At 52.2% G+C, this 14191-nt stretch carries 11 protein-coding genes; 6 read left to right on the top strand and 5 right to left on the bottom strand.

The genetic code is table 11. From position 1 onward, the window contains the following. Positions 1 to 45: 45 nt before the first annotated feature. From P9B68_RS06670 to P9B68_RS06650, 5 genes are all read right to left on the bottom strand, one after another. Positions 46 to 1302 (bottom strand): esterase/lipase family protein, encoded by a 1257-nt coding sequence (locus tag P9B68_RS06670; protein WP_277668705.1) that lies wholly within the window; start codon positions 1300 to 1302, stop codon positions 46 to 48. A gap of 399 nt (positions 1303 to 1701) precedes the next feature. After that, positions 1702 to 2163 (bottom strand): chemotaxis protein CheX, encoded by a 462-nt coding sequence (locus P9B68_RS06665; RefSeq protein ID WP_135658391.1) that lies wholly within the window; start codon positions 2161 to 2163, stop codon positions 1702 to 1704. Then, the gene (locus P9B68_RS06660) at positions 2160 to 3020 is read right to left on the bottom strand and encodes a response regulator (RefSeq protein ID WP_135658393.1); all 861 of its coding nucleotides are present in this window, start codon (positions 3018 to 3020) and stop codon (positions 2160 to 2162) included. Before P9B68_RS06660 ends, P9B68_RS06665 begins: the two co-directional genes overlap by 4 nt. Before the next feature lie 100 nt (positions 3021 to 3120). Next, a complete protein-coding gene (locus P9B68_RS06655; protein ID WP_135658396.1) occupies positions 3121 to 4230 on the bottom strand; it encodes a DUF362 domain-containing protein in 1110 nt (369 codons plus the stop codon). Positions 4231 to 4411: 181 nt separating this feature from the next. After that, positions 4412 to 5632 (bottom strand): ROK family transcriptional regulator, encoded by a 1221-nt coding sequence (locus tag P9B68_RS06650; protein WP_135658398.1) that lies wholly within the window; start codon positions 5630 to 5632, stop codon positions 4412 to 4414. 288 nt (positions 5633 to 5920) lie between these two features. On the opposite strand from P9B68_RS06650, the gene P9B68_RS06645 reads away from it, so the two are divergent. The 6 genes from P9B68_RS06645 to P9B68_RS06620 all read left to right on the top strand — a co-directional run bounded on the left by P9B68_RS06645 (position 5921) and on the right by P9B68_RS06620 (position 14095). Next, positions 5921 to 7567, top strand: a complete 1647-nt coding sequence (locus P9B68_RS06645; RefSeq protein ID WP_135658399.1) for a peptide ABC transporter substrate-binding protein — start codon at positions 5921 to 5923, stop codon at positions 7565 to 7567. Between the two features lie 84 nt (positions 7568 to 7651). After that, positions 7652 to 8593 carry an ABC transporter permease gene (locus tag P9B68_RS06640; RefSeq protein ID WP_135658401.1) on the top strand — a complete coding sequence of 314 codons (942 nt, stop codon included), beginning with the start codon at positions 7652 to 7654 and terminating at the stop codon, positions 8591 to 8593. Between the two features lie 3 nt (positions 8594 to 8596). Further along, positions 8597 to 9520 (top strand): ABC transporter permease, encoded by a 924-nt coding sequence (locus P9B68_RS06635; RefSeq protein WP_135658403.1) that lies wholly within the window; start codon positions 8597 to 8599, stop codon positions 9518 to 9520. An 11-nt stretch (positions 9521 to 9531) separates the two neighbouring features. Then, on the top strand, positions 9532 to 10539 hold the full coding sequence (locus P9B68_RS06630; protein WP_135658405.1) for an ABC transporter ATP-binding protein: 1008 nt from the start codon (positions 9532 to 9534) through the stop codon (positions 10537 to 10539). Continuing rightward, positions 10532 to 11512 carry an ABC transporter ATP-binding protein gene (locus P9B68_RS06625; protein WP_277668704.1) on the top strand — a complete coding sequence of 327 codons (981 nt, stop codon included), beginning with the start codon at positions 10532 to 10534 and terminating at the stop codon, positions 11510 to 11512. The genes P9B68_RS06630 and P9B68_RS06625 overlap by 8 nt, the downstream gene beginning before the upstream one ends. 30 nt (positions 11513 to 11542) lie before the next feature. Beyond that, complete coding sequence (locus tag P9B68_RS06620; protein WP_277668703.1) at positions 11543 to 14095, top strand: transglutaminase domain-containing protein; 2553 nt, start codon at positions 11543 to 11545, stop codon at positions 14093 to 14095. The last annotated feature ends 96 nt before the right edge of the window (positions 14096 to 14191 follow it).

Raw genomic sequence — 14191 nt, 5'->3', positions numbered from 1 at the left:
CCCGGCGAAAAATTGCTTCCGTCCGGGAAAATGCCGGAAAATTTATTAACTAACTACAGGCAAACTGCGGACATTTTTTGCAATGGTAAGGTACAGGTTCGTTACATTGTATTTTCCTATTCCGACAATAGCCATATGGTCCATATTCTGCACGCCCATGTAGTTCCATTTACCGATCTGCGGGGTACCGTTATATTCCACGATTTCATCTGTGGAATTCACCGAGGGACCTTTTGCTGAAATTGTGTTCACAATGCCGTCGTTGCGCCACCAGGTGCGGTCAATATCCGGTTTTTCCTTTCCACTGCGTGTATAAAGCCCGATTACGGCGGCCGGTGCAAATAAAACAGGGTTCATGACGAGCGGTTTCCCGATCTGGTGCCCGGTCAGGCGCTCTTCCGTTGTGGCACAGGTGGAATAGGAGAAATAATACACGTCGTCCTTTGCCGTAACCCAAGCGTTTTGCTCGGCCGCGCCGGTGGTGCTGAGATCCCAGAAGCTGAAGTCCCGGACTTTTCCGTTCCAGATAGAACTGTTCATCACGCGTTTTGCATAGTTGGTAAAACATTCCCCGGCTTGGCGTTTCAGGCCCCACTGATCCAGCTTGAAATCATAAACCGGCTCCACCCCTTTTCCGGTGGCCGCAGCCGCAGCCGAAATCAGGTAGGTGGCGAAGTCCTTTAATTTGTAGATGTCCACATCGGCAAGCGTTGTGCCGTTGTGCGGCGAGGCAAGCGTGGTAAGGCTGGCGACCCACGGCTTCCCACCCTCAAACAGCGGGTTTAAACCGGTCTTGGTGACTTCTCTTTCCTCTTCGCTTCCCTCTTCCAGAAGCTGAATCAGCATACGGCCGGTTTGGCCGCCTTGGCTGTGCGCGATTAGGTGAATCTTATTCAGACTGCCGTCTGTTTCCGTTCCCCATTCGGGGTAAAGGCCCGGGAACGACTTCCCGTAGCGCGCGTGGCCGTGTTTTTTGGAATGTGCTTCACCGTAGTCGACCGTGCCGCCTTTTATGTACGCGTAAAGCTCACAGGCACGGTCCCAGTTGCTGGAAAACGGGCCGACGGCAGCGGTATACGTTGGATAGCCGGCGTCGGTCAGTTTTTTCTGCAGGTCTACTAGTCCTCCCCAGTACCGGTAGCCCAGCATCTCATCCCGGCCCCACCCAGCGTTGCCGTGGCAAAACACAATGGGGTATTTGTTCCCCTCTTTCTCTGCGGCGTATGCCGGCTGCGGCATTATAATCACCGACAGAAAAATTGCGAAGGACAAGAGAAGTGCGCCTAGTTTTCTGACATTCAATTTCAATACAACTCCTTTTCAAATAGTTTTAAATACTGTCTAACAGTATTTGTTAATAAATATAAAACCACTCAATTCGAATTATCCGGATTTGTGAATATTTTTCAAATGAATTTTTATAGGAATAAATTGAATGTCGGAGATGTGGGGAAAATGAGAGATTAAGTCGGATTTTGCGAATTCGGAATTCCAGCCGCTTAAACAGGGGAAAATTAAATCCAAAAATATTTTCTATTTAAAAATTTAAGAATAGAAGAAAATACTTTCAAAGGGAAAAAAGCGGATGCGAATCATAATAGGCGGAATTGTCAAGGGTAATCTGGTTGTAGAAAAAAAGAAATTAACAGCAAAAAACCCCGGCGCAAGCCGGGGTTCGACTTTAAAATGATGTTTTAGCCGTTATTTTCTTTCCAGGGAAACGTATATGTAGAAATGCATATCGTTAATGCGCATCTCCAGACACGTTACCTGCTCAAAGCTTGCCTGCACGACAAAATCGCCGTGCATTAAGGTTGGCGTTGAAATATCCGCCTTGATTCCCATAATTTCCAAATAGGTGCATGCGCCTGCGGCAAGCATGTTTCCCAGCTCTGAAATGGCGCTCTGTGCCATTTCGTCGAATTCTAATATCGGCATTCCGCCCATCATGGAAGAAGCAACCATTTTTGCGCATTCGTCCGTCATGGCAAAAATGACGTTCCCATGCAGGTCCCCTGTCACGCCGATGATGCACACTACGCCGGGGGCGTCGATTTTGCTTCCGCATTCCGTCTGCCTTTCCAGCGTGACGCTTTCAATACCGAACTGAGGCATTACGTTCAGAAAGGTATTGGAAAAGGCTTCTTCATATTTATTACTCATTCACACTCGCCTCTGTTAAACCCAATATTCATATAAATCTCGCCAAAAGTGGTGTCCGCCTTCACGGAAGTAACCGTGTTCAGTTCGGAGTTTGAAATTTTAATTAATTCGCCGTACACAATGGTCGGCGGAGCAACGCGAAGCCCGAAAAGCGGATTGCTTTTATTCATCAGCGAGCATGCGTTCCCGGCGATAATATTTGAAAGTTCGCCGATTACGTTTATAATGTGCTCTTTTGTCGGCTGGTCGATTTTGAACAGCGTCCGCGCAATTCCGGAAGCCGTATCCGTAGACATGTCCAGAATCATGCGACCGCCGTAGCGCCCGATAATGCCCATTACCGAGGAGATCCCGCGCGAAGTCTGCTCGATGTTGGCTTTCTGTTCATCGCGGTATTCCGGGACGGCGTGGAAAAATTTATTGAACGTATCGCTGAGCGCTTCCTTGAATACGGTGTAGTACAGTTTGTCAAGCTCCGCGAACAATTCTTCGTCCGCCATGATTCGCTTAATTGTAAGGGTAAGCTCCTCGGCGTCTACTGGTTTCTGCACATAACCCGAAATTTTGGCGCGCTTTGCCTTGCGAATAATTTCGTCGTCCATCATGGAGCTGACGATGACCACCTTCAGGTCCGGATCCAGCTTGTGAAGCGTTTTTGTGCACTCGATTCCGTCCACTTCCGGCATCGTTATGTCCATTGTGACTACGTCCGGTTTTTCCTTTGCGACCACATCCACAGCCTGTTGCAGATTGTTTGCACTGCCGACGACCTGAAATCCGTTTTCCGTCAGCATGTTGGTCAGCATCGCTACGGAAAAAGGAGAATCGTCTACGACTGCTACTTTAATTTCCTTCATAATCATCCCTGCTTTTCTGTTTACTAAAATTCTTGCTTTAAAATTGCCCTTTACAACGTATTTTTCGGCTGGTTCTTGCCTTTTTTTTAGGGAAACAGGATTATTTTATGGTAATAAGTTCATAATCCCGGTTCCCCAGCCCGATTTTTACCGCGTGGTCAATTCCGACCCTCCAGTCGGTCACAGGATGCGTGTCTGTGAAATGGTCATGGGTGGTCTGTGGCTGTTCCGCTAAGAAGCTGCCGTTTAAAACGGGCTGGCGGTTAACCGCATCCGCGCAGGCAACGTCCAGCGCGACGGGGTCAAAGGAAGCGAACATGCCCACGTCCGGAACAATCGGTGCATCGTTTTCCGCATGGCAGTCGCAGTTGGGCGACACATCCATTACAAGGCTGATGTGGAAATGGGGGCGGTCCTTTAACACAGCATAGGCGTATTCCGCAATTTTGCAGTTTAATATTTCGTTCGCCGTATCCCCGCCGGGGTGCACCGCGTCAAAATTACAGGCGCCGATGCAGCGCCCGCAGCCTACGCATTTCTCATGGTCGATTTGGGCTCGGTGGTTCTCGTCGAAGGAGATCGCGTCGTGCGCGCAGTTTTTGCGGCAGGCGCCGCAACCGCGGCATTCGTCCTTCTCCACGACCGGTTTTCCATCGCTGTGCATTTCCATTTTTCCCGCGCGGGAGCCGCAGCCCATGCCGATATTTTTCAGCGCGCCGCCGATTCCCGTGCTTTCGTGCCCCTTAAAATGGGTCAGGGATATAAATATGTCGGCGTCCATTATCGCGCGGCCGATTTTGGCCTCTTTTACATATTCGCAGTCGATCGGTACCAGCGTGTCGTCGGTGCCTTTTAGGCCGTCCGCAATTAGGATATGGCAGCCGGTTGCGAACGGGTTGTATCCGTTTTCATAAGCGGCGTCCAGATGGTCCAGCGCGTTTTTCCTTCTTCCAACATACAGGGTGTTGCAGTCGGTCAGGAAAACCTTCCCGCCCTGCCTGCGCACCAGATCGACGATGACCTTCGAGAAATTCGGCCGCAGATAGGAAAGGTTGCCCGGTTCGCCGAAATGGATTTTCACCGCCGTGTACCTGTCCGCGAAGGGAAGCGTTTCAATGCCGGCTTTCTTCACGAGCTTTTCCAGCTTCTGCAGGAGGTTGCATTCCGAAGTAGCCCGGAAATCCGCAAAATAAACTTTTGATTTTTCCATGTTCCATTCTCCTTTTGCCGCAGGCGGCCCAACAGCTTTTTGCGGTTTGCGTTAAAATATTTAAACTTTTTTCAAATCAGGCTTTTCAAATGAACGAAAAGAAGAATCCTATGGCTGAAAAGCCATCTTCATCATCATTATACCATAAAATGATAGCCTCTGCATTTCCAGAATGCAAAGGCTATGTATGCTCATAATTGCAGATTCTATCGAAAATGATCTCTTTGGAAAGGGCGAACAGCCCACAGATCCCGGCATTCGTTTCCAAACTTGCGGAAACCACGCTTATGGGCTCGAATGCGCTTTCCTGTACAATGCGGTTGATGATCGGAAGCATCTGCGATTGAAAGGTAACGTAATCACCACCCAAAATGACCATGTCGCAGTTTAGAAGGCTGATAATATTGGAAATGGTCGCGCCGATTATTTCAGATATTCCGTCAATGCATTTTTTTAAAAATTCGTCGCCCTCGCGCCAGACCCGTACAATGTCTTTGAACCCGGCCGAATCGGGAGTTTTCCCCAGCGCGGCGAAGGCGTCCCGCGTCTCCTTCGGCGCTTTGGTACGGATGTATTGCTTCAGCGCTCGGATATTGACGGTGTCGCCCAGATTCCCGAATTTTCCGTTTACCAGCCCCAAAGGCCCGGCAGGAATGGAGTTCGAAATTTCTCCCGCGCGGTTGGTGCTGCCCAGGTACAGCTTTCCATTAATAATGATACCCGCGCCGAACCCGTAGCCGCCGCTGATGTACACAAGGTTTTCCGCCTTTTTGCCGGCACCGGTGGTGAACTCCCCCACCGCCGCGGCGTTTACGTCGTTTACGACCAGCACCTGCGTTTCAAAAAGTTCTTCCAGCTGGCGGGAAAGGTCGCTCATATTCCAGTTGGCAAAATTGGATTCCGCGTAGTAATTGCGGTTTTCCGGGTCAAACACGCCCGGGCACGAAATCGCAATAATCGCCAGATCCTGGCGGCTCAACCCCGCGGTAGAAAGCAGAAGATTGGTTGCGTTTAAAACCAGATTCAGCCTTTCGGGGTACTTGGCGTCGTTTGCGATCGCAACCGTAATCTTGTTGAGGGTCTCGCCGCGCAGGTTCCCCAGCACGAAGATCGGATCCTCGAAATTCAGCTCAATCGCAATAATATATTGGTAATTTTCATTGAATTTGAGAAGGATGGGCTTGCGTCCGCCTGTGGACATGGCGGCTCCGGCGCCGACCTCCTGAATGATCCCAATATCCAGCAGGGACGAAATGTTTTCCGTCATGGCGGATTTACTGATGCACAGCTCGCGCGACAGTTCCGCACGGGAAATCGGTTCGTCGCAGTAGATTTTTTCAAGGATAACCCTTTGGTTAATCGACCGGATATGGGTTTGGTCTACGGTGTGTATAATGTTCATCACGATCCATTCATTTATTGTCGGATTTTGTAACCATCATAGCATGGGAAAATTCGATTTTCAATAGTATTGCTGGGATTTTTAATTAAATCTATACAAAATTACGAAAATGAATTAAAATGTTCTTGGTAAATACATTGACTTTTTGAAAGGATGGTGATAATATCAAAATAAGTAAGTTCGGAAACAAAACAAACTAAAGACCCTTATGATCAGTCAATCTTACGCACAGTATTATTATTCCAAAAGCAAAAAAATCAAAAATTTTTAGGAAAGAAGAGAGATTGTATGAAAAAGAGCAAACTGCTTGCACTGATTCTTGCAGCGGCCATGGTCATAACAGCCGGTGGCTGCGGTTTCACAGGTTCATCCGGCGGCACCGCTGCGTCCGGTACGGAACAGACGGCGAGTTCCGGGGCGGCGTCCAGCGACACCATTACGGTGTACGACACAAACGAAATTCGCACCATGGTGCAGTGGGCGGCTTCCGACACAAACTCCTTTACCATTCTGAATAATGTATCCGAAGGGCTTTACCGCCTGAACGCCAAGCATGAGCCGGAACCGGCTTTGGCGCAGGACTGCAAGATTTCTGACGACAAGCTTACCTACACCTTTACGCTGAGGGACGGCCTGAAATGGAGCAACGGCACCTCCCTTACCGCGAAGGATTTCGTATTTTCCTGGCTCAAGCAGATGAGCGCGGACGCTACAAACGGCTATTCTTTCATTATGACGGACTACATCGTCAACGGTGAGGAATATCTTGCCGGCAAAGCGAAAGCCGAGGATGTCGGCGTGAAAGCGCTTGACGACAAAACCTTTGAAGTCAAGCTGAAGCAGCCGACACCGTATTTCATCCGCCTGACCACCCTTCCGATGTTTTTCCCGCTGAACGAGGAATTTGTGAAATCCAAGGGCGATAAGTACGGCCTGGATGCGGGCAGCATGATTTACTGCGGCCCATATGTACTTACCTCCTACGACCCGGCGAGCGGAAGCGTTATGAAGAAGAACGATTCCTATTGGGACGCTGCGAATGTAAAGGTTCCGAACGTCAAGGTTCGCATCATTAAGGAACAGGCCACGGCTCTTAACGCTTACAAGGCCGGCGAGCTTTCCAGGGTCATCCTTTCATCTTCCGACGTTCCGGCAATGAAATCCAGCCCGGAATTCAGCTCCAACAATGAATTCCGCACGACTTACCTCCAGTTCAACCTGACGGACAAGACATTGTCCAATAAAAATATCCGTACAGCGCTCGGTTATGCGATCGACCGCAAAACCCTTGCGGACGCCATCCTTTCCGACGGTTCCGCACCGGCAACCGGCCTGATTCCGAACTATATGTACGGGAACGGCAAGGAGACATTCCGTGAACTCAACGGCGACATTACTGCGTTCGATGCAGCGAAGGCAAAGGAATACTGGGACAAGGGCGTAAAAGAGCTTGGCAGCGTACCGACCCTCACCCTTTTGACCGAGGACGATTCCGTAACAAAGACCGTTGCAACCTACCTCCAGAGCGAATTTAAGAAGAATCTTGGCATTGATGTAAAGATTGATTCCAAAACGAAAAAGGCAAGAAACCAGCTGATGGATAACAACAACTTCCAGATGGCGATTACCGCCTGGGGCGCGGACTACGACGATGCAATGACTTATATGGATCTGTGGACAAACGGCACACCGTACCGCGGAAGCTACAAGAGCGACACCTATAACGGGTTGATTGCCGACGCGAAAAAGCAGACCGACGACGAAAAGCGCCTGCAGGATATGCTTACGGCGGAAAAGCTCCTGGTTGTTAATGACGCGGTCGTATCCCCGCTGTTCTACAGAGGATCCGCTTATCTCACAAAACCGAATGTGAAAAACCTGGTTACCCATCCGTTTGGCGCACCGATCGAATTCAAATATGCTTCCCTGAATTAAGAGAATCGGGAAACTGGGAATGAAAGAGGGGGAGGAGTTCTTCCCCCTCTTTTTTAGTAAAGATAGCTAGGGAGGGTATACGGAATGTTCAGATACATATGCAAGCGCATGGTGTATTTGCTGATTACTCTGTTAATCATTTTAACAACGACCTTTTTCCTGATGAAAAAACTGCCGGGCACGCCGTTTGATTCGGAGCGCTTTTCCCTGCTACCGGCGGATCAGCAGGCGCAGTTACTGGAAAAATACGGGCTGAACGACCCGGTCATCGTTCAATACGGCAAATATATCCTGAATGTGGCAAAAGGGGATTTCGGAACCTCCTTTTTCTATTCGGGTCAGCCGGTTTCCGGCGTAATTATGGGGCGTATAGGCCCTTCGGCCCTGATCGGTATTCAGGCGATCCTTATCGGCCTTTCCATCGGGCTGATTTTGGGCATCATCGCCGCGTGGCGGCACAACAGCGGAATCGATTATTTTACCATGGTTATCGCTGTTCTGGGCGTGTCGGTTCCGAACTTTGTTGCCGCGGCGCTGCTGCAATACTATGTCGGGCTGAAATGGGGGCTTCTCCCCGTGGCTTTCTGGGAAAGCTGGAAAAACTCCGTGCTGCCCTCCATTGCGCTTTCGTTCAGCGTTACCGCAATGATCGCGCGCTTTATGCGCACGGAAATGCTGGATGTGCTGGGACAGGACTATATTGTAACCGCCAAGGCGAAGGGCCTGAACCAGTTTAAGGTTTTAATGCGGCATGCGGTGCGCAACTCGATCATTCCGGTTGTAACCATCCTTGGGCCGATCGTAGTCAACCTGCTGACCGGTTCCCTTGCGGTTGAAAATATTTACAGCATCCCCGGAATCGGCAGCCTGTTTGTGGATTCCATCAAAACGAACGACTATTCCACAATTATGGGAATCACCGTTTTTTACAGCGCATTCTACATTTTTGTGATGCTGGTCGTCGATATCCTCTATTCGGTCATTGACCCGAGGATTCGCCTGGCGTCCAACGGAAAGGGGGATTAACAAATGACGAAAACAGAAATCCCTCAGGAGCTGTTTACCAAAGTCGTGGTGGACAAGGACGAAAGGGAACACATCGCCCGCCCGAACCTGACGGCGTTCCAGGACGGCTGGCTGCGCCTGAAAAAGAACAAGGCGGCGGTTGTCAGCCTGTTTGTGCTGGTCATCGTCATCCTCCTTGCGATTTTCGGCCCGGTTTTCGCAAAGCATACCTACTTCGATACGGATTATTCGCGGATTTATCAATCCCCGAGCGCTGCCTACCCCTTCGGCACCGACCAGTTCGGTCGCGACCAATGGGCGCGTATCTGGCAGGGCACGCGGATTTCGCTTTTAATCGCCTTTGCCGCCGCATTCATCGACCTGTTTATCGGCGTAACGTTCGGCGCGGTTTCGGCTTTATTCGGCGGCAGGGTGGACGCAATTATGCAGCGTATCATTGAAGTCCTTGTCGGCGTTCCGCAGCTGATTATCGTCATTTTGCTGATGATGGTCATGCCTGCCGGAATCTGGACGATCGTTCTGGCGCTTTCCATTACCGGATGGGTGAACATGGCGCGTTTGGTGCGCGCCCAGATTCTGAAGCTGAAAAACCAGGAATTCGTCCTGGCCGCCCGCGTGCTGGGTACCAGCAACCGGGATATCATCTTGAAGCACCTTATTCCGAATACTGTCGGCGTTATTGTTATCAACGCCATGTTCGACATCCCATCGGCGATTTTCACCGAAGCGTTTTTAAGCTTTATCGGAATCGGCCTGGCGGAGCCGAACGCCTCGCTGGGGGTTCTGATCAACAATGGGTATCAGGTTTTGCAGAATTTCCCGTACCTGCTGATCTTCCCCGCTCTGGTCATTATTTTAATCATGGTTTGTTTCAGTATTCTGGGCGACGGGCTGCGCGACGCGCTTGACCCCAGAATGAGACAGTGAGGAGGGCCGCAATGAGCAGTTTATTGGAAGTAGAAAACCTGCATGTGCATATTAAGACGCAACTTGGCGTTGTCCAGGCGGTGCGCGGCGTCAGCTTCTCGCTGGAAAAAGGGGAAACCCTCGCCATTGTGGGCGAGTCCGGTTCGGGAAAATCCATCACCGTAAAAGGGATCATGGGGCTTCTGCCGAACAACGGCAGGGTGGCCGAAGGCGTGGTCCGCATGGAAGGCCGGGAGCTTACCACGCTTCCGGAACGCGAAATGCAAAAAATCCGCGGCGAAGAAATTTCGATGATTTTCCAGGATCCGATGACCTCGTTGAACCCGACGATGACCGTCGGCAAGCAGATAATGGAAGTCATCCACGAGCATCATCCCGAGCTTTCCAAGGAAACGCTGAAGGAGCGGGCGATCGAGCAGATCCGCTTAGTCGGACTTTCCAACCCGGAAACCCGCTTCGGGCAGTACCCCCATCAGCTTTCCGGCGGCATGCGCCAGCGCGTGATTATTGCAATCGCGCTTGCGTGCAACCCGAAAATCCTGATTGCGGACGAACCCACCACCGCGCTGGATGTTACCATTCAGGCGCAGATTCTGGATTTAATGAAAGAGCTGCAGGGGAAAATCGATACGTCTATTATCCTGATTACCCATAATCTGGGCGTGGTTGCGAATATTGCGGACCGCGTGGCCGTTATGTACGGCGGCAGGCTGGTGGAAACCGGCGGCTTGCGCGACCTGTTTTACGAAACCGCCCATCCCTATACGAAGGGCCTGCTGGCTTCCATCCCGAAGCTACACGAGCACAACCAGCAGCTCTTTTCCATTCTGGGTACGCCGCCCGACCTGATGGACCCGCCGAAGGGCTGTCCGTTTGCCGCCCGCTGCCCGCATACAATGAAGGTGTGTCAGGAATATATGCCGGAATACACCAGCCTTTCCGGCACCCACAAAGCCGCGTGCTGGCTTTTGGACGAACGCGCGAAAAAGCAGGGAAAGGACGGTGCGGACAATGCCTGAGGAGAGAGTCATTTTACAGGTCAAGAACCTGAAACGGTACTTTAACGTTGGGAAAAACCAGATGCTGAAAGCGGTGGACGACGTCAGCTTTTCCATTTACAGGGGCGAAACCTTCGGTCTGGTCGGGGAGTCCGGTTGCGGAAAATCCACGCTGGGCCGCACGATCATTCGGCTTTACAGCGCCACAGGCGGAACCGTCCTGTTTGACGGCGCGGACGTGTCCGGAAAAATGAGCGCCGCGCAGAGCCACGAGCTTTCCCGGCGCATGCAGATGATCTTTCAGGACCCGTACGCTTCCCTGAATCCCCGCATGAAGGTCATGGACATTATCGCGGAGGGCATCGACGCGCACCATCTGGCCGAATCGGCGCAGGAGCGCGCCCAGATGGTGGTTGATCTGCTAGAGGTTGTCGGCTTGCAGGAAGAGCACGCCAACCGCTTCCCGCACGAATTTTCCGGCGGGCAGCGCCAGCGCATCGGCATTGCGCGCGCGCTTGCGGTGAACCCGGACTTTATCATCGCAGACGAACCGATTTCTGCGCTGGATGTGTCCATTCAGGCGCAGGTGATCAACCTTTTGAAGAAATTGCAGGAGGAAAGGAAGCTGACGTACCTGTTTATTGCGCACGATCTTTCCATGGTAAAGTACATCAGCGACCGCGTGGGGGTCATGTACCTTGGCAGCATGACCGAGCTTGCGGAAAGCAAGGAACTGTTTGACAATCCGCTGCATCCCTATACGCAGGCTTTGCTTTCCGCCATCCCGCTTCCGGACCCGGATTTGGAGCAGTCCCGCAAGCGTGTGCCGCTGCAGGGAAACATTTCCAGCCCGATCAACTTGCCGGAATGCTGCCATTTCTGCTCGCGCTGCCCGAAAGCGACGGAGCAGTGCCGGAAAGTGACGCCGAAGATGGCCGAGGTGCGGCCGGGGCATTTTGTTGCCTGCCACTTGATAAAGCCCGGGCAGGAATAGCAGAATATAAGGTGTGAAGGAGATATGGATATGTATTTTTCACAGGCGCTGCGGGACAGGATTCACCAGCAGTTTATGGAATCCAAAGCAACCCTGGGGCATGACGGCGAAGTGATTTTGGAACGAATGCGTGGCTGTAGCGAAGACGAGCGCATGATTCTAGAGTTTTTTTACAGCACTATGCCCGCAAGCGATATCGGGGATTATGACTTTTCCCTTTATCAGAAATTTGCGCAATTCGGGCTGTCTGTTTGGGAGAATCCCTTTTGGAAAAGCCGGATTCCGGAAGATATTTTCTTGAATTATGTGGTTTCGTACCGTATAAATAATGAAGCGATTGAGGACTGCCGCCCGCTTTTCCGAAAGAAACTGGCAGACCGGGTCCGCGGAAAAAGCATGAAGGAGGCCGCACTGGAGGTCAACGTCTGGTGCGCCGAGCATGTAACCTATCAGGCGACGGACGACCGCACCGTTTCGCCCCTTACTGTAATGAAATCCTCCTACGGGCGCTGCGGAGAGGAATCCACCTTTGCGGTGACCGCCCTGCGCAGCGTCGGTATCCCGGCGCGCCAGATTTACGCGCCCCGCTGGGCGCACTGCGACGACAACCATGCATGGGTGGAAGTCTGGTGCGATGGGGATTGGTATTTCCTTGGCGCGTGCGAGCCGGAGCCTGTTTTAAACCGGGGATGGTTTACCGAAGCCGCCGCGCGCTCCATGCTGATGACCTGCAAGGCGTTTTTGCCCTCGCAGGATGAGGAAGAGATCACCCGCGACGGCTGCACCCTCTATTTAAATGAACTCAAACGCTATGCGGAGAACCGCCGCTTTACGGTTACCGTCAAAAATCCCGAACCGCTTGCGGGCGTGACCGTCCACTTTGAACTGCTGAACGGTTCCGAATTTTCGCCGATTGCTTCCGTTAAAACGGATGAGGCCGGCTGCGCGGCCGTAACGCTCGGTTTCGGTAGCATCCATATTCACGCGGTGAAGGACGGGCGTTTTGCTGAGGTTTTTGTCGACACGGAAGAAATGGATTCGATCGAAATCGACTTTACCCGCGCGGTTGCCGAAGAACCGGACGCACAGGAGGACTTCGTTTTCCGCGCGCCGAAGGACAGCTCCCGCAACTTTATTGCGCTGACAGAGGAGCAGAAGGAAAAAAGGCGGGCGGTCATCCATCAGGCCGACCAAAAGCGCAAGGAATACGCCGCTGGTTTCTTTGATAACGAAAAGGCGGACGCGCTAGCCGCCCGCTTTGCAGACCCGCAGAAGGTGCGGGAGCTTCTGAAAGCGGCACAGGGCAATTTCCCGGAGGTTTACGACTTCCTGTCTATGGACTTCGGAGACGAGAACCGCGAGCTTCGAATAAAAATGCTTTGCTCTTTAATGAAAAAGGATCTGCGCGATGTTCGCGCCGCGCTTCTCGAGGAGCATTTCCGCGAAGCACTTCCTTACCGCGGGGATTTCCCGGAAAATGTCTTTGTCCCCTATATCCTGTGCCCGCGCGTGTATCTGGAGCAGCTTTCCGAATACCGCCGATTCCTGTCCGGGCTGTTTGACAAGCCGACGGCGGATTCCTTCCGTAAAAACCCAAAAGACGTCTGGGCGTATGTCAGCAAGTACCAGGTCAGCGCGGACAGGCAGAGCGAACGCTTGATTGCAACGCCCGTATGCGTTGTACGCACCGGTCAGGGCGGGGAGCTAGACCGCAGGGTGCTGTTTACCGCAATCTGCCGCACGCTCGGGATTCCGGCGCGCTTGAATCCGGTGGACATGGCGCCCCAGTATTACCGCGGCGGCGCGTTCCACAATGTGCAGGAGGAAGAGGAACGCGCGGAGGATGCGAAGCTCACCCTGCTGGGGAACGGGGAAAAATGGGCTTACCTGCACAACTGGACGCTGGCTGTGCTGAAAGACGGCGAGTACAGGACGCTGGAGCTTTCCAACGCCGCATGGGAAAACGGAACGCTCATGCTGTCCCTTAATCCGGGCGCGTACCGCCTGCTGACCTCCAGCCGCACGCCGAACGGTAACCAGTTCGCGAAAAAATACTGCTTCCGGCTAAACGCGGGCGAAGCAAAAGAGCTTTCAATCGAACTGTGCAAAACAGAGGTAAGCGACCTGATTCAGGACATTCCGCTCCTGCCGTTCCAGATTTACAATGACCGCAGCGAGCCGGTTCCGGCGGATTCCGTTCTCGGCGCGGGGACCGCGCTGGTTGTCTGGCTGGAGGAAGGCCGCGAGCCCACCGAGCATATTTTAAATGAGTTTATTGAGGCGAAAGACGCGCTGAATGCCGCGGACTGCAAGCTTCTGTTCCTTATCCAGAGTTCCGCCGCGTGGAAGAACGCGACCTTTGCAAAAGCGAAGGAGACCCTTCCCGCCGCCATGGTGCATTGTGCCGACTTTGCGGAAACCGCGGTGCCGATGGCCCGCAGGATGTTTGTAGACCCGGACAAACTTCCGCTTGCCGTCGTTTGCCGCGGCGGGCGCGGTGTGTACGCCTCCAGCGGATATAATGTGGGTATTGCCGATTTGCTCCTGAAGATTATTGATGCCGCAAATCAACAAGCCGGATGATTTTTCTTTTGATCCGGTCACAAAAAACGCATAACCGCACAGGTTATGCGTTTTTTCGCTGGGATTTTGTCAAATTTATATTCTAACCTGTCATAA

The sequence above is a fragment of the Caproiciproducens galactitolivorans genome (assembly GCF_029266045.1).
Lineage (GTDB): Bacteria > Bacillota > Clostridia > Oscillospirales > Acutalibacteraceae > Caproiciproducens > Caproiciproducens galactitolivorans.
The sequence above is the reverse complement of the archived record's forward strand: the minus strand, read 5'-3'. Positions and strand labels throughout refer to the sequence as shown.